Source organism: Mycobacterium sp. SMC-17 (assembly GCF_045310915.1).
Lineage (GTDB): Bacteria > Actinomycetota > Actinomycetes > Mycobacteriales > Mycobacteriaceae > Mycobacterium.
In genome coordinates, this window is the sequence record NZ_JBJIAK010000007.1 from 16,819 (window position 1) to 36,645 (window position 19,827).

Below are 19,827 nucleotides of genomic sequence, written 5' to 3' on the forward strand. Positions count from 1 at the left end.
CCTGCCTGGGCCCCGTTTCGGCGGCCGTCTCACGGGGTCCCGGGGGACCGCGACCGGAACCGTTAGGCTCGAAACCCATGTCCCTGCCCCGAACCCTCGGAGTGCTGGCACTGGTGTCCGGACTGGTGGCTGGTTGCTCGTCGTCGTCCGACCATCCTGCCGCGTCCAGCACGTCCAGCCAGGCCAAGACCACGTCGTCGTCGAGTAAGCCGATGGACGCGCCCGCCCCCACGGCTCCGCCGTGCGATCCGCACGCGCTGCTGAGCACGCTGACGCTGCGGCAGAAGCTGGCCCAGTTGCTCATGGTGGGCGTCAAGGACGCCGCCGACGCCCGTGCCGCGGTGACACAGCAGCAGGTCGGCGGCATCTTCATCGGCAGCTGGACGGACCTGTCCATGCTGTCGGACGGTTCGATCCCTGAGCTGCAGGCGGCATCCGGCGCGTTGCCGCTGGCGGTCAGCATCGATGAAGAAGGTGGCCGGGTGTCCCGGCTGAAGAAGCTGATCGGCAAGCAGGAGTCGGCGCGGGTGCTGGCGACGACGAAGACGCCGGCCGAGGTCCAGGCCATCGCCAAGGACCGCGGTCAGCAGATGAAGGACAAGTTCGGCATCACCATCGACTTCGCGCCCGACGCCGACGTCACCGAAGAGTCCGACGACGAGGTGATCGGCGACCGCTCGTTCGGTGCGACGCCGGACAAGGTCACCGAGTACGCCGGTGCGTACGCCGCGGGCCTGCGGGAGGCGGGTTTGGTTCCGGTGCTCAAGCACTTCCCTGGGCACGGGCACGGTTCGGGTGACTCGCACACCGGTGGCGTGAAGACCCCGCCGCTCGAGGCGCTCAAGGACAGCGACCTCGTGCCGTACCGGACGCTGACGACGCAGCAGCCCGTCGCGGTGATGGTCGGTCACCTGCAGGTGCCGGGACTGACTCTGGGCGACGACCCCGCCAGCCTCAGCAAGCCGGCCTATGACCTGCTGCGCAGCGGCGAGTACGGCGGCCCGCCGTTCGACGGCGTCGTGTTCACCGACGACCTGACCGGCATGGCCGCCATCACCCAGCACTTCGGCATCGCCGACGCGGCGCTGAAGGCGATCCAGGCCGGCGCGGACGTCGCCCTGTGGATCACCACCGACGGCATCCCGGACGTGCTGGACAAGCTGGAGGCCGCCGCGCGGGCCGGCCAGCTGGACCAGGCGCAGGTCGACAAGTCGGTGCTTCGGGTGGCGGCCATGAAGGGCCCGGGTGCCAAATGCGTGAAGTGAGCTGCTTGTTGCATACCCTGTTCTGATGGCAGGTGGAACCAAGCGGCTGCCGCGGGCCGTCCGCGAACAGCAGATGCTCGACGCTGCCGTGCAGATGTTCTCGGTGAACGGCTATCACGAGACCTCGATGGACGCGATCGCCGCGCAGGCCGAGATCTCCAAGCCGATGCTGTACCTCTACTACGGCTCGAAGGAAGAGTTGTTCGCGGCCTGCCTTGACCGGGAGCTGACGCGCTTCGTCGACACCGTCCGCGCGGACATCAACTTCGCCCAGAGCCCGCGCGACCTGCTGCGCAACGCGGTGCTGTCGTTCATGACGTACATCGACCGCAACCGGGCGTCCTGGATCGTGCTGTACACCCAGGCCACCAGCTCGCAGGCCTTCGCCCACACGGTGCGCGAGGGCCGCGAGAAGATCATCGACCTGGTGGCGCGGCTGCTCAGCACCGGTACCCGAAACCCGGAGCCGGACAGCGACTTCGAGATGATGGCCGTGGCCCTCGTGGGCGCGGGTGAGGCCATCGCGTCCCGCGTCAGTGCCGGCGACACCGACGTCAATGACGCCACCGAGCTCATGATCAACCTCTTCTGGCGCGGCCTGAAGGGCAAGCGCGCCGAGTCGTAGGTTTCTCGCGCTCCGGCGGCGCCGCGACGGTGCACACAGATCGCCCTCCCAGCGATTCTGCCGATCTGGTCGCACATTCGCGGACGGTCAGCCCGTCCCGGGCTCTCTCCCTTGGCACCTTTCGCCGGGAGCCGTCAACTTTCCCTGACGCGTCAAGGAAAGTTGACCACTCCAAATCGCATGTGTCACAGGAGAGAACAACACGCCGCCGGCAGCGACACGCCGGCGCCGGCCCGCCACGCCGCTGGTATGGTCCGATTCGAGCCAGTCGAACCCAACGCGGTTGGGTCAGGGAATCCGGTGCGAAACCGGAACTGACGCGCAGCGGTAAGGGGGACAGGCGGAGCAACGGCCACTGGCCCCACGTGGGCTGGGAAGGCGCTCCGGCCTGGATGATCCCGAGTCCGAAGACCTGCTGGCTCGGGTTCTCGCGGCCTGGCGGCGCGAGGTCCCGCCCACGCATGGACTCCGCGACCTGAGTCCCGGATCGGAAGGCGCCGCCGTGTCTCGACGTACCATTCTGCTTGTCTCACTGGTTGTTTCGCTCGTCTGCTCGTGTAGCGGTCCGCGGGCGACAGGAACCGTCAACGCTGGAACCGCCGGCTATCCCGTCACGCTGCAGAACTGCGGACGCACGGTGACGGTGAAATCGCCGCCGCAGCGCGCGGTTTCGATCAACCAGCCGGCCAGCGAGCTGCTCCTGGCGCTCGGGCTCGCCGACCGGATGGCCGGCACCGCGTCCTGGAGCGACGCCGTCCGGCCCGACCTCGCCGCCGACAACGCCAAAGCGCCTGTGCTGAGCCGGGATTTCCCGTCGTTCGAGCGGGTACTGGCAGAGAAGCCCGACTTCGTCTACGCGACGTTCGACTGGTCGTTCACCGATCAGGGCGTCGCCCCACGGGAGCGGTTCGAGCGCCTCGGGGTGCCGACGTATCAGTCCTCCAGTGAGTGCGGCGGTCAGGACGCGCCGCAGGCGCGGGCGTTGACGCTCGACGACATGTATGCCGAAATCGCCGATGTCGCCCGGATTTTCGGGGTTTCAGAGCGCGGGGACAAGCTGGTGTCGACGTTGCGGGCGCGCATGGCGACCGCAACCATCGGTCTCAGGGCCGACGGTGTCTCCCTGATGTGGTGGTACGCCGGTACCAGAACTCCGTACATCGCGGGCTGCTGCGGAGCGCCCGGCATCATCACCACCGCGGTCGGGGCGCGCAACGCGTTCGCCGACAGCAGGCAGTTGTGGCCCGAGATTTCGTGGGAGGCCATCCTGCAGCGTGACCCCGACATGCTGGTCCTCGCCGACCTCACCCGGGGCAAGGACGGCGACAGCGTCGCCGACAAGATCAAGTTCCTCGAAACCGACCCGGCCGCAAGCAAGTTGAAGGCCGTGCGGGAGAAGCGGTGGATCATCTTGCCGGCCAGCGCGATGGATCCGTCGCTGCGCAACGTCGACGCCGTCGAGACCGTCGCGTCCGGGCTCCGCGCATTCGGACTGGGCGGGAAGTCCTGACGGCGGTGCGCACCGCCGGGATGGTGGCGCTCGGCCTGGTCGGGCTGGTGCTGTCGATCGTGGCGGCCATGGTCATCGGGCCGGCCGACCTCGGCGTGGGTGACGTGTATGCCGTCGTCGCGCAACATCTTTGGGGACGCGCCGCCGACATCGCGCCGATCGATGACGGCATCGTCTGGGAATTGCGACTGCCCCGCGCGTTGCTCGCCGCGATCTGCGGCGCGGGCCTGGCGATCTGCGGCGCGATCCTGCAGTCGCTGATGCGCAACCCGCTGGCCGACCCGTTCATGCTGGGCATCTCGTCCGGTGCGTCCACGGGAGCGGTGCTGGTCGTCGTCGCGGGGATCGGTGGCGCCCTGACGCTGTCGGGCGGGGCGTTCGTCGGTGCGGTGCTCGCGTTCGTGCTCGTGCTGGCCCTCGCCGCGGTGTCCGGCGGCGGGCCGGACCGGGTGGTGCTGGCCGGGGTCGCCGGCACTCAGCTCTTTTCGGCAACGACCGCCTTGGTCGTCTTCTCCTCCGCCGACGCGCAGCAGACCCGCGGGGTGCTGTTCTGGTTGCTCGGCTCGCTGGCCGGGGCGAGCTGGTCTCAGGTGGCACTGTGCGGTCTGGTGTGCGCGGCGTGCCTGGCCATCTGCTGGCTGCAGTCAGATGCCTTGGACGCGTTCGCGTTCGGCCATGATGCGGCCGCCGCGCTGGGTGTCTCGGTGCGGCGCGTGCGCGCCGTCTTGTTGGCGACGACGGCTCTCCTGACGGCCGTGCTGGTGAGCGCCGCCGGCGCAATCGGTTTCGTCGGGCTGGTGTTGCCGCACGCGGCCCGGATGATCGTCGGGCCGTCGCACCGCCGGCTGTTGCCTGTCACCGCGATCACCGGCGCCATCTTCATGGTCTGGGTCGACGCCGCCGCCCGCACCGTATTCGCGCCGCAGGAGTTGCCGGTCGGCGTGGTGACGGCGCTCGTCGGTGTGCCGATCTTCATGTGGATTCTGGCTCGGCGCCGGAGGTTTCGATGACGAGCGGGCTCGCCGCTGAATCCGTCAGCTGGTCGACGGGCGGTCGGCTCGTCATCGACGGGGTGTCGCTGGTCGTGGCCGACGGTGAGACGCTGGGGCTGCTCGGGCCCAACGGCGCCGGCAAGTCGTCGCTGTTGCGGTTGCTGGCCGGGCTACGGCATCCCGACACTGGTGCCGTGCTGCTCGACGGACGTCCGCTCGCCGGTCATCGTCGTCGCGCGGTGGCGCAACGGGTCGCGGTGGTCGAGTAGCAGGTCAGCACCGAGCTCGACCTGACCGTCGGCCAGATCGTGCGGCTGGGCCGAATTCCGCACCGCGGCATCTGGTCTGGTGATACCGAGGCCGACCGCCGCGCCGTCGAGCGTGCCCTGCACCAGATCGAGACGACAGCCCTGCGCGACCGGGATTGGCGCACGCTGTCCGGTGGTGAGCAGCAGCGGGTGCAGATCGCCCGGGCGCTGGCCCAGGTGCCCCGCGAGTTGCTGCTCGACGAGCCCACCAACCACCTTGATGTCCGGCACCAGTTTGAGCTGATGGCGCTGATCCGCGCGCTGCCGGTGACGGCGGTGGTGACGCTGCACGACCTGACGCTGGCGGCGTTGTTCTGCGACCGGCTGGTCGTGCTCGACAAAGGGCGGGTTGTCGCGGCCGGGGCACCCGCCGAAGTCCTTACCGCGGAACTGATTTCGTCGGTCTACGGTGTTGCGGCCCGGGTCACGGTCGACGACACCGGCCGCCCGGTGGTCCACCTCCTCCCGCCTGGGTCGCCGAGCCCGAGGTAGGTCGCGAGAATCCACTGAACCTACTCGATCAACGTCACGTTGATTGCGAGCTTTGAGCCCGGTCTCCCAACATGTTTCGGCTGGAATCGTCAACTTTCCCTGACGGGTCAAGGAAAGTTGACGGCTCCAAATCGCAAGTGCCGCAGGAGAGCCGACACGCCCGGGCGCGCACGAGAGCTACAGCTCGGTGACCGTCGCCGTCAGGTGCGGGTAACCCTTCGACAGGTTGCGCAGGGCCAGCTCCCAGCCGCCGTCGATGGGCTCGACGTACAGCCCCACCTTGGCCGGCAGCAGCACGGGCTTGCCGAACTTCACGGAGTATCGAACGGCATCGGGTAGCTGGCCTTCGATGTTGGCCAGAACCGCTGCAGCGCTGAACATCCCGTGCGCTATAGCGGTCGGGAAGCCGAACAGCTTGGCGCCGATCGAGCTGGTGTGGATCGGGTTGTGGTCGCCGCCGACATCGGCGTAGTGCCGAATCTGGCCCGGCGTGATGCTGATGACCGCATTGGGCGGCGGCAGCTTCGGCTGCTTGACCGGCTCGGGCTTCGGCCCGCCGGACAGGCTGGTCCGCTGCTGGTGCAGGAACGTCGTGACCTGGTTCCACACCAGGTCATTGCCGACCTTGATGTCGGTGATGATGTCGACCAGCAGGCCCTTGCGGTGTTCACGCAGGTTCTCCGCCCGCACCGCCACGTCCAGCTTGTCCGTCACCTTGATGGGCCGGTACTGGGTGATGTGGTTCTCGATGTGCACCGAACCCATTGCGGCGAAAGGGAAATCGAAGCCGGTGACCAGCGACATCATGGTCGGGAAGGTCAGTGCGAACGGGTACGTCAGCGGCACGGTGTCGCCGAACCGCAGCCCGGTCACCGCGGCGTACTCGGCGACGTTCTTGGGGTCGATGGTCAGGCCCGACACCGTGACGGTGCGGGCCGGCAGGGTCGAGCCCCGCGACACGAACGGCAGCGCACCCGCCACCGCCCGTGCCATGTTGAGCAATCCGTTGGGTTGCGACATCAGGTCACGCTCCCAACAGGGCCTGGCCGCAGACCCGAATAGTGTTGCCGGTCACGGCATTCGACGCGGGGCTGGCGAAGTAGGCGATGAGCTCGGCGACGTCGACCGGCAGGCCGCCCTGGAACAGCGAGTTCAGGCGACGGCCGACCTCGCGGGTGGCCAGCGGGATGGCGTCGGTCATCTTGGTCTCGATGAAGCCCGGCGCGACGGCGTTGATGGTGACGCCCTTCTCACCGAACACCTCGGCGTACGCATCGGTCATGCCGATCATGCCGGCCTTGGTGGCGGCGTAGTTGGTCTGGCCGCGGTTACCGGCGATACCGGCCATCGAAGACAGGCCGACGATCCGTCCACCGGAGCCGATGGTGCCGTTCTCGACCAGGCCCTGCGCAAGACGTTGCGGCGCAAGCAGGTTCACGGCGATGACCGAGTCCCAGCGGGCGTCGTCCATGTTGGCGAGCAGCTTGTCGCGGGTGATGCCGGCGTTGTTGACGAGTATGTGAGCCTTGCCCCCCGAAGTTTCCGAGTGGTGCTCCGTCAGGTGGGCGACGATCTGGGCGACGGCGTCGTCGGCCGTCACGTCCAGGGCCAGCGCCGTGCCACCGACGGCCGCGGCGGTCTCGGTGAGTGCGTCGGCGGCCTGCGGCACGTCGATGGCGACGACGGCGGCGCCGTCCCGCGCGAACACGCGCGCGATCTCCGCGCCGATGCCGCGGGCGGCGCCGGTCACCAGCGCGACCTTGCCGGCCAGCGGCTTGTCCCAGTCGGCCGGGGCGACGGAGTCGGCGGCGCCGACGTAGAACACCTGGCCGTCGACGTAGGCGGACTTGCCCGACAGCAGGAAGCGGACGGTCGACTCGATACCCGAGGCGGCGGGCGAAGCCGCGGCGGACAGGTAGACCAGGCCGATGGTGGCGCCGCGCTGCAGCTCCTTGCCGAGCGAGCGGGTGAAGCCTTCGAGGGCGCGCTGGGCGATGCGCTCGTCGATGGTGGCGGCCTCGTCGGGCGTGGTGCCGACGACGACGACGCGGCTGTTGGCGGCGAGGTTGCGCAACACCGGGGTGAAGAACTGGTGGAGCTGCTTGAGCTGCTCGGGCTTGGTGATGCCGGTGGCGTCGAACAGCAGGCCGCCGAAGGAGTCGGCCCAGCGGCCGCCGACGTTGTTGCCCACGAGGTCGTAGTCGTCGGCGAGGGCGGCGCGCAGCGGCTCGGCGACACGGCCTTCGCCGCCGATCAGCAGCGGGCCGTTCAGCGGGGGTTCGCCGGCCTTGTAGCGGCGCAGCGGCTGGGGCTGCGGCACGCCGAGCTGCTTGGCCAGGAACGAGCCGGGACCGGAGGTGAGGACTTGGGAGAGGACGTCAGCCATTGCGGACCTTTCTGCGGACGTGTGTCGTATAGACGGAACCGTCTTGTCAGAGACGAACTTACTCCAGAGTAAGAACGGTGGGTAATATGGGCGTCAAGCAACATCTTGCCTCAGTCCTCGAACGTCAACGAACTGGAGAAAAACCGTGGCCGAGTCCAACAGCCGCCGCCGCGTGGCAGTCCTGGGTGGTAACCGCATTCCCTTCGCCCGATCCGACGGCGCGTACGCAAATGCCTCCAACCAGGACATGTTCACCGCCGCGCTGGACGGTCTGATCGACCGCTTCAACCTCAAGGGCGAGAAGCTCGACATGGTGATCGGTGGCGCGGTCCTCAAGCACAGCCGTGATTTCAATCTCATGCGCGAATGTGTGCTCGGCACCTCGCTGTCGCCGTACACCCCGGCCTTCGACCTCCAGCAGGCGTGTGGCACCGGTCTGCAGTCGGCCATCGCTGCCGCTGACGGCATCGCCGCCGGCCGCTACGAGGTGGCCGCCGCCGGAGGTGTGGACACCGCCTCGGATGCCCCGATCGCCCTCGGCAACGACCTGCGCCGCGTGCTGCTGAGCCTGCGCCGCGCCAAGTCGAACGTCGACCGCCTCAAGCTCGTCGGCAAGCTGCCGGCCGCCGTCGGCGTCGAGATTCCGGTCAACAGCGAGGCCCGCACCGGCCTGTCGATGGGCGAGCACGCGGCCCAGACCGCCAAGGAGATGGGCGTCAAGCGCACCGACCAGGATGCCCTGGCCGCCGCCAGCCACCAGAACATGGCCGCCGCTTACGACCGTGGCTTCTTCGACGACCTGGTCAGCCCGTTCCTGGGCCTGTACCGCGACAACAACCTGCGGGCCGACTCGTCGACCGAGAAGCTGGCCAAGCTCAAGCCCGTCTTCGGCGTGAAGCTGGGCGACGCCACCATGACCGCCGGCAACTCGACCCCGCTGACCGACGGCGCGTCGGTGGCGCTGCTGTCGACCGACGAGTGGGCCGCCGAGCACAACATCCCGGTGCTGGCCTACTTCGTCGACTCCGAGACCGCCGCCGTCGACTACGTCAACGGCACCGACGGCCTGCTCATGGCCCCGACCTACGCCGTGCCGCGCCTGCTGGCCCGCAACGGCCTGACGCTGCAGGACTTCGACTTCTACGAGATCCACGAGGCCTTCGCCTCCGTGGTCCTGGCGACGCTCGCGGCCTGGGAGTCGCCCGAGTACTGCAAGGAGCGCCTCGGCCTGGATGCGCCTCTGGGCTCGATCGACCGGTCCAAGCTCAACGTCAACGGCTCGTCGCTGGCCGCGGGGCACCCGTTCGCCGCGACCGGCGGCCGCATCGTGGCCCAGCTGGCCAAGCAGCTCGCCGAGAAGAAGGCCGCGAACGGAGGGACCGGGACCTACCGCGGCCTGATTTCCATCTGCGCCGCAGGTGGCCAGGGCGTCACCGCGATTCTTGAGGCGTAGACCAGCGATTTGTGCACGATTTTCCGCGCCGGCCGCGGATTTTCGTGCACAAATCGCTCGGGTGTAACGCCCCGCGAACCGTCAGCGATACCCCAAGTGCCTCGTGTTTCCGTCTGACCCCCGACCTGACGGAGGCACGGGGCACTCTCGTGTTCGGGGTGATTTGTGCACGATTTTCCGCGCGACCCGCGGATTTTCGTGCACAAATCCCTACAGCAGGGCCGCGAGGATCGGCACGTGGCTGATGGTGACGTCCTTGGCCGAGGTCGTCAGGGTGACGGGGCCCATCGCCCGGAGTTTCGCCAGCTCCTCGGAGGAGTCCAGCTCCTCGCGGTAGCGGGCCGCGAAGTCGTCGTACTGATCCAGATGCGCGTGGTACCACTTGCGTAGCTCGTTCGACGGCGCGACGTGCGGCATCCAGGTGCCGACGCGCGGGTCTTCCTTGGGGATCCCTCTGGGCCACAGGCGGTCCACTGTCACCCGTGGCGGCTGGGCTGGATCAACCGGGTCGTACACCCGCGCAGTGTCGATCATTTCGGGTCCTTGTGGATGGCCGCCGGGGCGGGCGGCGGGGTGAACAGGCTGCCTCCGACACTGCCACGCAGCGTGCGCACCGCAACCAGTCCCCAGGTACACAGCAGGAAGACGTACGCCACGACGGCGGCGACCCGGAACGCCGGCAGGCCGGTGTGCAAGGCGAGCTGCGACGTGCCGGTGACGAAGGTGCCGACGGGGAACGTCAGGCTCCACCACGTCAGCGCGAAGGGCATGCCGCGCCGCATGGTCCGCACGGTCAGCGCACTGGCGAGGCTGATCCACAGCACCGCGAAACCCCACACCGGGACGCCGAACAACACCGCGAAGATGTTCATGCCCGAGGCCAGCTCCGGGCTGATCGCCGAGGCTGCCGCCGTCCCCAGCAGCCCCGCGGCGGTGATGCCCTGCCCCAGCGGGCCCAGCACGATCCACAACGTCGGGACGCGGGCCGAGCCCGAAGTGCCGTAGTGCGCCAGCCGGCTCCAGATCATCGTGATGATGATCAGCGCGGCGATCAGCGACAGCCCGAACATCGCGAAGCAGCCGTAGAACATCGTGGTGCGGGCCGTGCCCGGCGGCAGATGCGGCAGCAGCAGGGCGCCGGAGGCCGCCGACACCATCGGGGGCACGACGGGCATCAGCCAGCCGCCGAACGCGGCGTCCGGGCCGACTTCCAGCTGCGTGAACATCAGGAACGGGATGGTCATCGCGGTGAACAGGCCCCCGATGGTGCCCGCGGTCCACAGGATCCAGTCGAGGTCGACGGCGAAGCGCGTGCCGATCAGGTCCTTGCCGAGCAGCAGTGCGCCGACGCCGACGGTCATCAGCGCCATCGGCGCCGCGCCGTAGAAGTGCGTCATCTGGGGGTTGCGCACCTGGCTGCGCGCCACCGTGGGGTGGCGCACCCACTGCACCGACACCGCGACGATCAGCAGCACCAGCAGCGCGGTGGCGATCACCCAGACGCCTTCGGCGAATCCCCGCAGCCCCGGCAGGTGCACCGGCAGGGACGCGGCCGCGGTCGCGACGATGCCCGTGCCCATTACCGACGCGAACCAGTTGGGTCCGAAATATTGCAGCCGGGCAGTCTCTGGCGCGTCGATCGTCATGGTTCGATACTCACAGGTGACACAATCCGGCCTCAAGGAGCATCCCGTGCAGATCAGCATCATCGGTTCGTTGAGTGGTCTCAAATCCCCCGTCGATGACACCATCGCGTACCTGAACCAGCTGCGTGACGAGGGCTTCCGCCGGGCCTGGTTCGCCCAGATGCCTTATGAGCCAGACCTTCTCACGGTCCTGACGGTCGGACTGCGCGAGGTCGACGGTATCGAGGCCGGCACCGGTGTGCTGCCCATCCAGAATCAGCACCCGATGCTGCTGGCGCAGCGGGCACTGACCATCAGCCAGATGGCGGGTGGACGCCTGCTGCTCGGATTGGGGATGACGCACCAGGCCGTCACCGAGGGCATGTGGGGCATCCCGTGGGACAAGCCGGTACGCCGGCTCAACGAATACCTCGACGGCTTGCTGCCACTGCTGAACGGTGAGAAGGCCGACGCCACGGGCGAGACAGTGACCACCCGCGGTGCGCTGATCATCCCTGGCGCACCGACCCCGCCGGTGTATATCGCCGCGCTCGGGCCGAAGCTGCTGCAGATCGCCGGACGGCGGTCCGCGGGCACCGTCACCTGGATGACGGGGCCGAAAACCCTTGCGGGCCATGTCAGTCCGACGTTGCGTCAGGCAGCCGCGGACGCCGGCCGCGCCGATGCGGTCCGGGTGGTCGCCGCGATTCCGGTGGCCGTGACCGACGATGTCGACGGCGCCCGCAAGCAGGCCGCCGAGCAGTTCGCGATCTACGGTCACCTGCCGTCGTATCGGGCGATGCTCGACCGCGAGGGCTACGCGGGTCCGGAGGACATCGCGATCATCGGCGATGAGCTGACGGTGCGCGACCGGCTGGCCGAACTCGAGGCCGCGGGTGTCGACGAGTACGTCGGCGTGACGTTCGAGCCGTCCGCCGAAGGCCGGGCCCGGACCCGCGCGGTGCTCAAAAAACTGGAATCCTGAGCAGGTTTGGCAAGGCTTCATTGGCTGGCGGATCGGCGCGGGCCCGCATAGCGTTGCAGGAATGGCGATCTCGTCCCATGATGCCGAGCCCCACGCGGGTTCGGTTGCGTCGAAGCTGAACTGGTTGCGCGCCGGCGTGCTCGGCGCCAATGACGGCATTGTGTCGACTGCCGGCATCGTCGTCGGTGTCGCGGCCGCGACGGTGGAGCGCGGGCCGATCTTCACCGCCGGTATGGCCGGATTGGTGGCCGGTGCGGTGTCGATGGCCTTGGGCGAGTATGTGTCCGTGAGTTCCCAGCGCGACACCGAACAGGCCCTGCTGGCCAAGGAGAAGCGCGAGCTTCAAGAAGATCCCGCGGCCGAACTCGAGGAGCTGGCCGGCCTGCTGGAAGGCCGGGGACTGTCGACGCCGACGGCCCGCACCGCCGCCGAGGAGCTGACCGATCACAATGCGTTTGCGGCGCATGCGGTGGTCGAATTGGGTATCACGCCAGGTGATTTGGCGAATCCGTGGGCGGCGGCGTTCTCGTCGGCGGTGTCGTTCACCGTCGGGGCGTTGTTGCCCTTGATCGCGATCCTGCTGCCCCCGATGGCGCTCCGCGTTCCGGTGACCATGTTCGCGGTGCTCCTGGCGCTGGCGATCACGGGCGTGGTGTCGGCCCGGCTCGGTGGCGCATCCGTCGGAAAGGCTGTGGCACGCAACGTGATAGGCGGCGCCCTGGCGTTGAGCGCCACCTATCTTGTCGGCCATCTCGTCGGCGGCGTCATCGCCTGAATCCGGTTGTGCGGGCCGCGGTTCTTGCCGGCGTCGCCTTAGCCCGACGGACCGCCGGCAGTTCTTACCGGCGTCGTCGCCTGAGCCCGACGGACCGCCCGCAGTTCTTACCGGCCGCCGCCCGAGCCCGACCGACCCCGCCGTCCTTGCTGGCGTTGTCGGCGTGTCGGAATTGGCGTGTCGGCTCTCCTGCGGCACATGCGATTTGGAACGGTCAATGTGCCTTGACCGTCAAGGCACATTGACCACTCCAGATCGAACATGTCCTAGAAGTCCGCGGGACCTGTCGGTGCCCGCGCGCATACTTCCCGAATATCTCTGGGGAGGGGTAAAGCATGGGTGGACCGAGTGATGACCCGTACATGCGTGAGCTGGGTCGTCGTGCGCTGGTGGATCTCCTGGGCGAGGAGGGCGCCTACCGTGCCCTCAATGGCCTCGATGACGACTTGCCCGACGATGACGTGTTCGAGGAGCGTGAACCCGAACCCGACCCGGTGTTGGCCGACTTCTACAGCGGAAACAGCGTGCGCGCCCTCGCCGATGCTCGTGACGGACTGGCCGCCGCGAAAGAGTGTTATGACCAGGCCGTCATCCAGGCCCGCTCGGCCGGGTGGACGTGGCCCGAGATTGCCCGTGTTCTCGGCGTTTCCAAGCAAGCCCTGCACAGCCGGTTCCGGGACCGGACACTCGATTAGTCGGGCGTCTGCCCGCACATGTTTCGTCTGGAGCGGTCAACGTGCCTTGACGGTCAAGGCACGTTGACCGCTCCAGATCGCATGTGCCAAGGGAGAGAGGTCTGCGCTGGGTCGGCCCGGCACGTGCCCACTGCCCGCGATCAGACGCGTTTCCCAAGCTCGTTCAGGCGCGTGCCCCCGGCTCATTGAGGAACGTGGCGATCACCGGTGCCAACTCGTCGGCGTTGGTGATGAGGTCGACGTGCCCGCCGGAGTGCAGGTGCAGGTGCGAATGCGGCATCAGGAAATTCATGATGCGCGCGTTGGCCACCGGGATGATCGGGTCGTCCGTGCCAGCCACGATCAGCGTCTCCTGACGGACAGCGGGCAACGCGTGGATGCTGGTCCACACTGCGCCGGCCATCAGCTGGTGCACGTAGCCCATCTTCGAACCCGCATGCAGCTGCTGCAGGAACAGCTTCGCGATGTCGTCGCCGTGCTGACGGACCGTGCCACCGTAGAGTTCCCCGGCGATCGAGGCGGCGTACGACGCATTCGAGAACCGCTTCGGCGTCAACATTTTCGCCAGCACCCGAGGATGCCCGGGAATCATTACCGCCCCGGTTCCGGTGGCCACCAGCACCAGCCGACGGCAGCGCCGCGGGTTCTGGAACGCGAATTGCTGTGCCAGCGCCCCGCCCCAGGACAGGCCCAGGACGTCGACGACGGTGAACCCCAGCTTGTTCAGCATCCGCCCCATGACCCAGGCCAAGTACGGAAAGCCATAGGGCGCGAACGATGTTGGCGATCCGCCGGTGCCGGGCACGTCGAACCGGATGATCGTGGTGTCCGGCAGGTGCTCGACCAACGGGTCGAGCACCTCGAGGCTGGCGCCGATGCCGTTGCACAGCACCAGTGGAACCGCATTGGGATCGGTGCCGCGGTCAACCCGGACCCGAAGCCGCTGACCGCCGACGGACACATACCGCTCGGTGACGGTCATTTCTGCAGCACGTACGTGCCGGGTGCGGGGCCGACGGCGATGAAGCCCTCGGCGCCCAGCGTCGTCGGGGCGTCGATGTCGTCGCCGCTGCGTTCGGCCAGCCACGCGACGTAGTCGGGCCACCAGGAGTCACTGGACTTTTCGGCCTCGGTCAGCCATTCCTCCGGCGTTCCATCGGTCACCTGGGCGATCCGGTACGACGCCTTCGGGTTCCCGGGCGGGTTGACCAGTGCCGCGATGTGGCCGCTGGTGGACAGCACGTAGCGGTTGTCCTTGCTGCCCAACAACTTCGCGCTGCGGTAGGTGGCCTGCCACGGCGAGATGTGGTCGGCGATGCCGCCGATGACGTAGGCGTCGCACGTGATCTTGGACAGGTCGACGGGTGTGCCGAGCATGCTCACCGCACCGGGCGTGACCAGTGAATTGTGCAGGCCCATCAACACCATGTCGCGGTGCAGTGCGGCCGCCATGCGGGTGGTGTCGGCGTTCCAGAACAGCACGTCGAACGCCGCCGGGCTGCGGCCCTGCACGTAGTTGTTCACCCAGTACCGCCACACCAGATCGGTCGGCCGCAGCCAGGCGAACATCTCGGCCATGGCTTTGCCGTCGAGATAGCACTTCTTCGCGGACGTGGCGATCGCGGCCTGTGCCGCGCGGTCACTCATTGCGGCAGAAGCGAATCCGGCGCGGTCCTGGTCCAGCACCGTCACCGCCAGGGTGAGGCTGGCGACTTTGTCGGCGTCGCCGGTCTCGGCCAGGTGTGCCGCGGTCATGGCGGTGATGATGCCACCGGAGCAGCTCGCCATCAGGTGGGCGCCGGCCGTGCCGCAGATCGCCCGCACCGCGTCGATGGCCTCGATGATGGCGGCGCCGTAGGCGTTGATGTCCCAATCCTTGTGCCGGGCCTGCGGATTGCGCCACGAGATGGCGAACACCTGCTGCTCCTGCTGCACGAAGTACTCGATCATGCTGCGGCCCGGAGCGATGTCCATGACGTAGTACTTGTTGATCACCGGCGGCACCATCAGCAGCGGCACTGTGTGGACGGTCGGGGTCTGGGGTGCGTACTGGATCAGCTCGAACATCCGGGTCTGCAGCACCACAGCACCTTTGGTGACGGCGACCGTCTCGCCGACGGTGTAGGCGTCCGGCTCGACCATGGCCGGCACCCGGGGTGACGACATCATGTCGCGGGCAAAGGCTTTCAAACCGCGGACGGCGCTGAGGCCGCCGGTGTCGATCATCGCCTTCCAGCCCAGCGGGCTGATCTACGGGTTGTTGGTGGGGGCCAGGCCCTCGATGGCGTTGTCGAAGACGAACCGCATGCGGGCTTCGTCGCGCCAGTCCAGATCGGCGTCGGAGAACAGCTTCTCAGCGGTGTCCGATGCGGCGAGGTAGCCCTGCATGATGCGGTGCAGGAGTGGATTCTGTTGCCACGCAGCGTCACTGAAGCGCTTGTCGGCGCGTTGTGGTGCCCGGTCGGAGTCGCCGGTGGCGATCTCGCCGAGCTCGCCGGCCAGCTCCTTGCCACGCTCCAGCAGAGTGCCGGGCTGCTTGGCCAGGCTGACGGCCATGCGGGCCCACGTCTGGTCGGGCAGCATCCGGCGGGCGAACGGTTTGGTGGCGCTGGTCAGTAGCAGGTCCAGTGGTGCGGCGAGCTCTTCGGGGTGCAGGGTTGCCATCTCAGTTGTCGCTTTCCGTTGTGGGGATGGTGATTTCGCGACGGAGGAGCTTCCCGGTCGGGCCCTTGGGCAGGTCGTCGAGGAACCAGATGCGTCGCGGGTACTTGTAGGCGGCCACCTGGCTCTTGACGAACTCGCGGAGTTCATCGGCGGCGACCTCGATGCCGGGCTTGAGGCTGACGGCGGCGCCGACCTCCTCGCCGAGCGAGTCGTGCGGGATGCCCACGACAGCCGCCTCGGCGACCGCCGGGTGGGTGTACAGCACCTCTTCGATCTCGCGGGGGTAGACGTTGAAACCGCCACGGATGATGAGCGCCTTCTTGCGATCGACGATGTAGTAGTAGCCGTCTTCATCGGTCCGGGCGATGTCGCCGGTGGCGAACCAGCCGTCGGCGTTGATGGCTTCCGCGGTGGCCTCGGGCAGGTTCCAGTAGCCCTTCATGACGTTGTGCCCGCGAATCTGGATTTCGCCGGGCTCGCCTTGCGCCACCTCGGCGCCGTCGTTGTCGACCACGCGCATCTCGACCCCCTCGACCGGCGTACCGATCGAACCGGGCTTGCGCGGCCGGTTCGGGTGGTTGAACGCCGCCACCGGCGAGGTCTCGGACAGGCCGTAGCCCTCCAGCACGGGGCAGTCGAAAGTCTTCTCGAAGTCCTGCAGCACCTGTACCGGGATCGCGGCGCCGCCCGAGACGGCGATCCGCAGCGTGTCCGTCGACGTCGTGCCGGCCGCGGCCAGCAGTGCCGAGTACATGGTCGGCACGCCCTCGAAGATGGTGACGCCGTCGCGCTCGATCAACTCGAGCGTCCGGGCCGGGTCGAAGCGCGGCAGCAGGCTCAGCGTCGCACCGGCCAGCACTGCCGAGTTCAGGCCACACGTCAGGCCGAACACATGGAACAGCGGCAGGCAACCCATGACGACGTCGTCGGGCCCGATGTTTAGCAGCGTCCGCACGCAGACGTCGGCATTACGGCCCAGGCCGCCGTGGGTCAGCTCGGCGCCCTTGGGCTTGCCCGTCGTACCCGACGTGTGCAGGACGACGGCGGTGTCGTCGCCGGCGCGCTCGACCGGCGCCGGTTGGGCCGGGAGGTCCGCGATCAGCGCCGCCAACCCGGCGTCGTCGACGATCCACCAGCCCGCGCTCGCCGCGGCGGCACCGGCCCGCGCTTCGTCGGCGAAGGCCGGCGGGGCGAACAGGGCCTTCGCCGTGGTGTTGGAGAGGTAGAACTCGATCTCGGGCGCCTTGAGCAGCGGGTTCATCGGCACCGCGACGGCGCCGGCGTACAGGATCCCGTAGAACGCGGCGGCGAAGGCCGGACCGTTCGGCAGCATGACGCCCACGCGGTCACCCGGTTCGATGCCGGCCTGCCGCAGCAGCGTGGCGACGCGGGCGGCGGCGTCGTCGAACTGGGCGTACGTGTAGGTCTGGTCGTCGCAGCGCAGCGCGACGCTGTCGGGGCGGCGGGTGGCGCTGGCGACGAGGTTCTGGCTCAGGTTGGTCATGTATCAAGCGTGATTCCGCGCGGTCCCAGAGGCGATGGTGGCGGGAACAACAGTGACCACCGCCAAATGTGACCGGCCACAATCGGCGCCTCGCCTAAGGTTGGCTGATGGCCGGGGTCGAGGAGCACATGCGGGAACTCAGCCGGATCATGCTGACGCGCGTGGAGACTCTCGGCGAGCAACTGGCCGACCGCATCTACAGCCGCATCGACGGCTACCGCACCACCCCGTCGGCGCGCGACAACGTGCGCGAAAGTTGCGTCGCCAACATGACTTTCGTGTTCCACACCCTCTGCGCTGACGGCGAGGCCGACCTGTCGCCGGCGGAAGCGACCGGCCGGCAACGCGCCGTCGAGGGCATCCCGTTGGCCGCGGTGATGACGGCCTATCGCATCGGTTTCCGCTTCATGTGGGAGAGCAGCGTCGCCGCCGCGCGGGAGGCCGGCATCCCGACCGAATCCATCCTCGAGGCCAGTGCGCGCATCTTCCTGAGCCAGGACGAGTTCACCCAGGCGATGACCGGCGCCTACCGCGAGCAGCTCACCAGCCAGATCATGGATCGGGAAGAGGAGCGGTCGGCTCTGGTCGAGGCGGTGCTGCTCGGGCGCATCACCGACAACCAGAGTCTCTGGGAGGCAGCCGATCTGCTGGGACTGCCCACGACGGGTCCGTATGTGGTTGCGGCGGCGGAGATTCCGGCCATCGGCAAGCTCGGGCTACCCGAGATCGCGAGCAAGCTCGCGGCCCGCGACATCCGCTCGGCCTGGCGCCTGCTGCCCGACCTGCAGGTCGGCGTCGTGCACCTGCGGCAGGACGCGACGTACGGCGTGCTGGTCGAGGTGCTGCGCAAGATCGCGACGGCGCGCGTCGGCCTGAGCCCGGCGTTCGCAAGTTTGGCGGAGACGGGCGAGGGCCTGCGCCTGGCCCGGCTGGCGGTGGCCGGCAAGCCGAGCCGCGACGGCTTCGTCTGCGCCTTCGACGACGCGCCGCTGGCGTTCGCCGCGGTCAGCGCGCCCGAGGTGATGAACCGCATCGAGGAGTCGGTGCTCGGCGGGCTCCGTGGGCTGCCCGCCGAGGAGCGGGCCGTCCTCTCCCAGACCTTCCAGGCGTGGCTCGACGCCGGTGGTTCCGCCAACGAAGCGGCTGCGGCAATCTTCTGTCACCCCAACACCATTCGGCACCGGCTGCATCGCATCGAGGAGCGGACGGGACGGTCCCTGTCCCGTCCCCGCGACGTCGCCGAGCTGTGCCTGGCGTTCGAGATCAGTCAGCGCCTGCCGGACTAGGTGGGGCTCGCGGGCCGGGCAGGGCGGGGCTCGGGTCGCGGCTCGGCTCGCGGGGCGCCGAGGCGTTGATCGTGCGGCTTGGCAGACGGCTACTCGCAGAGATTCTGCTGTGGCGCACAGTCAATGATCCCGGGAGTTCACCGTGCGCCTTGGCAGGCCTCCACTCGCAGAAAGTCGGCTGTGGCGCACAGTCAACCGGTGCGGAGATGGCCGGGGATCGAGTGTGCGTCCGGCATCACGCGGGCGCAGGCTATCCACAGTTCGCGATCCGTCCACAAGCGCCGCCTCCGGTGTGGCTGACACTGCAGTAGATGTCTGCGGCCGCGGAGACGGTGTCGCTATGACCGAACCATTCGTCGGTAGCGAGGCCCTGGCCTCCGGCATGCTCAACCGCTACGAGCTCAGCCGCTACTACCGGCTGCTCATGCCGAAGATCTACGTGGACAAGCGGACAGAGCTGTCGCTCCAGCAGCGCACGACAGCCGCGTGGTTGTGGACGGGTCGGGAAGGCGTCGTCGCGGGAGCCGCTGCGTCAGCTCTTCATGGCGCGAGTTGGGTGGCCGACGACATTCGCATTGAACTGATCAGCGCCAAAATCCGCGCACCTCGCGGCGTGGTCACTCGCCGCGACCTGGTCTACGGCGACGAGGTCACCCGCGTCGACGGGTTGCTCGTCACCAGCGTGGAGCGGACGGCGTTCGACCTTGGCCGTCGGGAGCTGATCGGATCTGCTGTGGCGCGCCTCGACGCCCTGGCTCGAGCTACCGGATTCACGGCCGACGATGTTCTGGCGCTGGCTACGCGCCACCCGCATGCCAGGGGCTTGAGGCAACTGGAGCCGGCGCTGGGCTTGTTCGACCCCGGCGGCCATTCGCCGCAGGAAACTCGATTGCGATTGACGTTGATCGGCGCGGGGTTTCCCAAACCTCAGACTCAGATACCGGTACCTGGGCCCGACGGCAACCCGAAGTATTTCCTCGACATGGGCTGGGAGGAACTGATGCTTGCGGTCGAGTACGACGGTGCGCAACATGCTGAGTCGCTCGCCTACGACATCGAGCGTGCCGACTACATCGCGCAAGTCGGGTGGACCCATGTCAGGGTTGCCGCAGGGCATCGCAAGGCGTCCGTGATTGCGCGGGTGGAGCGCGAGTGGAATCGCCTCTGGCGGCCAGGACTCGGAGTTGCCGGGCGCACGCCGCCCCTTCCAGGGCCTCCGCTGGACCTGATGCGTTGACTGTGCGTCTTGGCAGACGGCTACT

Annotated in this window: 16 protein-coding genes, 2 pseudogenes and 1 riboswitch; of the genes and pseudogenes, 11 read left to right on the top strand and 7 right to left on the bottom strand. The window is 68.2% G+C overall.

Features of this window, described 5'->3' with window-relative positions:
* Positions 1–77: 77 nt before the first annotated feature.
* The 5 genes and pseudogenes from ACJH7A_RS06905 to ACJH7A_RS06925 all read left to right on the top strand — a co-directional run bounded on the left by ACJH7A_RS06905 (position 78) and on the right by ACJH7A_RS06925 (position 5,192).
* Positions 78–1,265: a glycoside hydrolase family 3 N-terminal domain-containing protein gene (locus tag ACJH7A_RS06905; RefSeq protein ID WP_406801644.1), complete on the top strand. Its 1,188-nt coding sequence runs from the start codon at positions 78–80 to the stop codon at positions 1,263–1,265.
* A gap of 25 nt (positions 1,266–1,290) precedes the next feature.
* Complete coding sequence (locus ACJH7A_RS06910) at positions 1,291–1,890, top strand: TetR/AcrR family transcriptional regulator (protein ID WP_073697390.1); 600 nt, start codon at positions 1,291–1,293, stop codon at positions 1,888–1,890.
* A 248-nt stretch (positions 1,891–2,138) separates the two neighbouring features.
* Positions 2,139–2,325: riboswitch (cobalamin riboswitch) on the top strand.
* Positions 2,326–2,392: 67 nt separating this feature from the next.
* The gene (locus ACJH7A_RS06915; protein WP_406801645.1) at positions 2,393–3,400 is read left to right on the top strand and encodes an ABC transporter substrate-binding protein; all 1,008 of its coding nucleotides are present in this window, start codon (positions 2,393–2,395) and stop codon (positions 3,398–3,400) included.
* A 20-nt stretch (positions 3,401–3,420) separates the two neighbouring features.
* Entirely contained in the window at positions 3,421–4,410 is a 990-nt protein-coding gene (locus tag ACJH7A_RS06920; protein WP_406801698.1) for a FecCD family ABC transporter permease, read from the top strand.
* Positions 4,407–5,192: pseudogene (locus tag ACJH7A_RS06925) on the top strand (ABC transporter ATP-binding protein). The gene ACJH7A_RS06920 and the pseudogene ACJH7A_RS06925 overlap by 4 nt, the downstream one beginning before the upstream one ends.
* Positions 5,193–5,369: 177 nt before the next feature.
* Here the strand turns inward: ACJH7A_RS06925 and ACJH7A_RS06930 are convergent.
* Together ACJH7A_RS06930 and ACJH7A_RS06935 are read right to left on the bottom strand one after the other, a co-directional pair.
* Complete coding sequence (locus tag ACJH7A_RS06930) at positions 5,370–6,212, bottom strand: MaoC/PaaZ C-terminal domain-containing protein (protein WP_406801646.1); 843 nt, start codon at positions 6,210–6,212, stop codon at positions 5,370–5,372.
* Positions 6,213–6,216: 4 nt separating this feature from the next.
* The gene (locus ACJH7A_RS06935; protein WP_406801647.1) at positions 6,217–7,578 is read right to left on the bottom strand and encodes a 3-oxoacyl-ACP reductase; all 1,362 of its coding nucleotides are present in this window, start codon (positions 7,576–7,578) and stop codon (positions 6,217–6,219) included.
* 145 nt (positions 7,579–7,723) lie between these two features.
* Here ACJH7A_RS06935 and ACJH7A_RS06940 point away from each other — a divergent pair, with 145 nt between their 5' ends.
* Complete coding sequence (locus tag ACJH7A_RS06940) at positions 7,724–9,031, top strand: acetyl-CoA C-acetyltransferase (RefSeq protein WP_406801648.1); 1,308 nt, start codon at positions 7,724–7,726, stop codon at positions 9,029–9,031.
* A 210-nt stretch (positions 9,032–9,241) separates the two neighbouring features.
* Here ACJH7A_RS06940 and ACJH7A_RS06945 read toward each other — a convergent pair whose 3' ends face one another.
* On the bottom strand, positions 9,242–9,565 hold the full coding sequence (locus ACJH7A_RS06945) for a DUF488 domain-containing protein (RefSeq protein ID WP_406801649.1): 324 nt from the start codon (positions 9,563–9,565) through the stop codon (positions 9,242–9,244).
* Positions 9,562–10,677, bottom strand: a complete 1,116-nt coding sequence (locus tag ACJH7A_RS06950; protein ID WP_406801650.1) for a TDT family transporter — start codon at positions 10,675–10,677, stop codon at positions 9,562–9,564. Before ACJH7A_RS06950 ends, ACJH7A_RS06945 begins: the two co-directional genes overlap by 4 nt.
* Between ACJH7A_RS06950 and ACJH7A_RS06955 the strand changes: the two genes are divergently transcribed.
* The 3 genes from ACJH7A_RS06955 (at position 10,676) to ACJH7A_RS06965 (ending at position 13,111) form a co-directional block, all read left to right on the top strand.
* Positions 10,676–11,641, top strand: coding sequence for a TIGR03564 family F420-dependent LLM class oxidoreductase (locus ACJH7A_RS06955; protein WP_406801651.1), 966 nt, complete (start codon positions 10,676–10,678; stop codon positions 11,639–11,641). The genes ACJH7A_RS06950 and ACJH7A_RS06955 overlap by 2 nt on opposite strands.
* 61 nt (positions 11,642–11,702) lie before the next feature.
* Complete coding sequence (locus tag ACJH7A_RS06960; protein WP_406801652.1) at positions 11,703–12,416, top strand: VIT family protein; 714 nt, start codon at positions 11,703–11,705, stop codon at positions 12,414–12,416.
* Between the two features lie 335 nt (positions 12,417–12,751).
* The gene (locus tag ACJH7A_RS06965) at positions 12,752–13,111 is read left to right on the top strand and encodes a hypothetical protein (protein WP_406801653.1); all 360 of its coding nucleotides are present in this window, start codon (positions 12,752–12,754) and stop codon (positions 13,109–13,111) included.
* A 163-nt stretch (positions 13,112–13,274) separates the two neighbouring features.
* Here the strand turns inward: ACJH7A_RS06965 and phaZ are convergent, their stop codons facing one another.
* From phaZ to ACJH7A_RS06980, 3 genes and pseudogenes are all read right to left on the bottom strand, one after another.
* On the bottom strand, positions 13,275–14,093 hold the full coding sequence (gene phaZ, locus ACJH7A_RS06970) for a poly(3-hydroxyalkanoate) depolymerase (protein WP_406801654.1): 819 nt from the start codon (positions 14,091–14,093) through the stop codon (positions 13,275–13,277).
* Positions 14,090–15,775: pseudogene (locus ACJH7A_RS06975) on the bottom strand (PHA/PHB synthase family protein). Before ACJH7A_RS06975 ends, phaZ begins: the two are co-directional and overlap by 4 nt.
* Before the next feature lies 1 nt (position 15,776).
* On the bottom strand, positions 15,777–17,279 hold the full coding sequence (locus tag ACJH7A_RS06980) for a long-chain-fatty-acid--CoA ligase (protein WP_406801655.1): 1,503 nt from the start codon (positions 17,277–17,279) through the stop codon (positions 15,777–15,779).
* A 107-nt stretch (positions 17,280–17,386) separates the two neighbouring features.
* Here ACJH7A_RS06980 and ACJH7A_RS06985 point away from each other — a divergent pair, with 107 nt between their 5' ends.
* Positions 17,387–18,565, top strand: a complete 1,179-nt coding sequence (locus tag ACJH7A_RS06985) for a PucR family transcriptional regulator (RefSeq protein WP_406801656.1) — start codon at positions 17,387–17,389, stop codon at positions 18,563–18,565.
* A 340-nt stretch (positions 18,566–18,905) separates the two neighbouring features.
* The gene (locus ACJH7A_RS06990; protein WP_406801657.1) at positions 18,906–19,802 is read left to right on the top strand and encodes a DUF559 domain-containing protein; all 897 of its coding nucleotides are present in this window, start codon (positions 18,906–18,908) and stop codon (positions 19,800–19,802) included.
* The last annotated feature ends 25 nt before the right edge of the window (positions 19,803–19,827 follow it).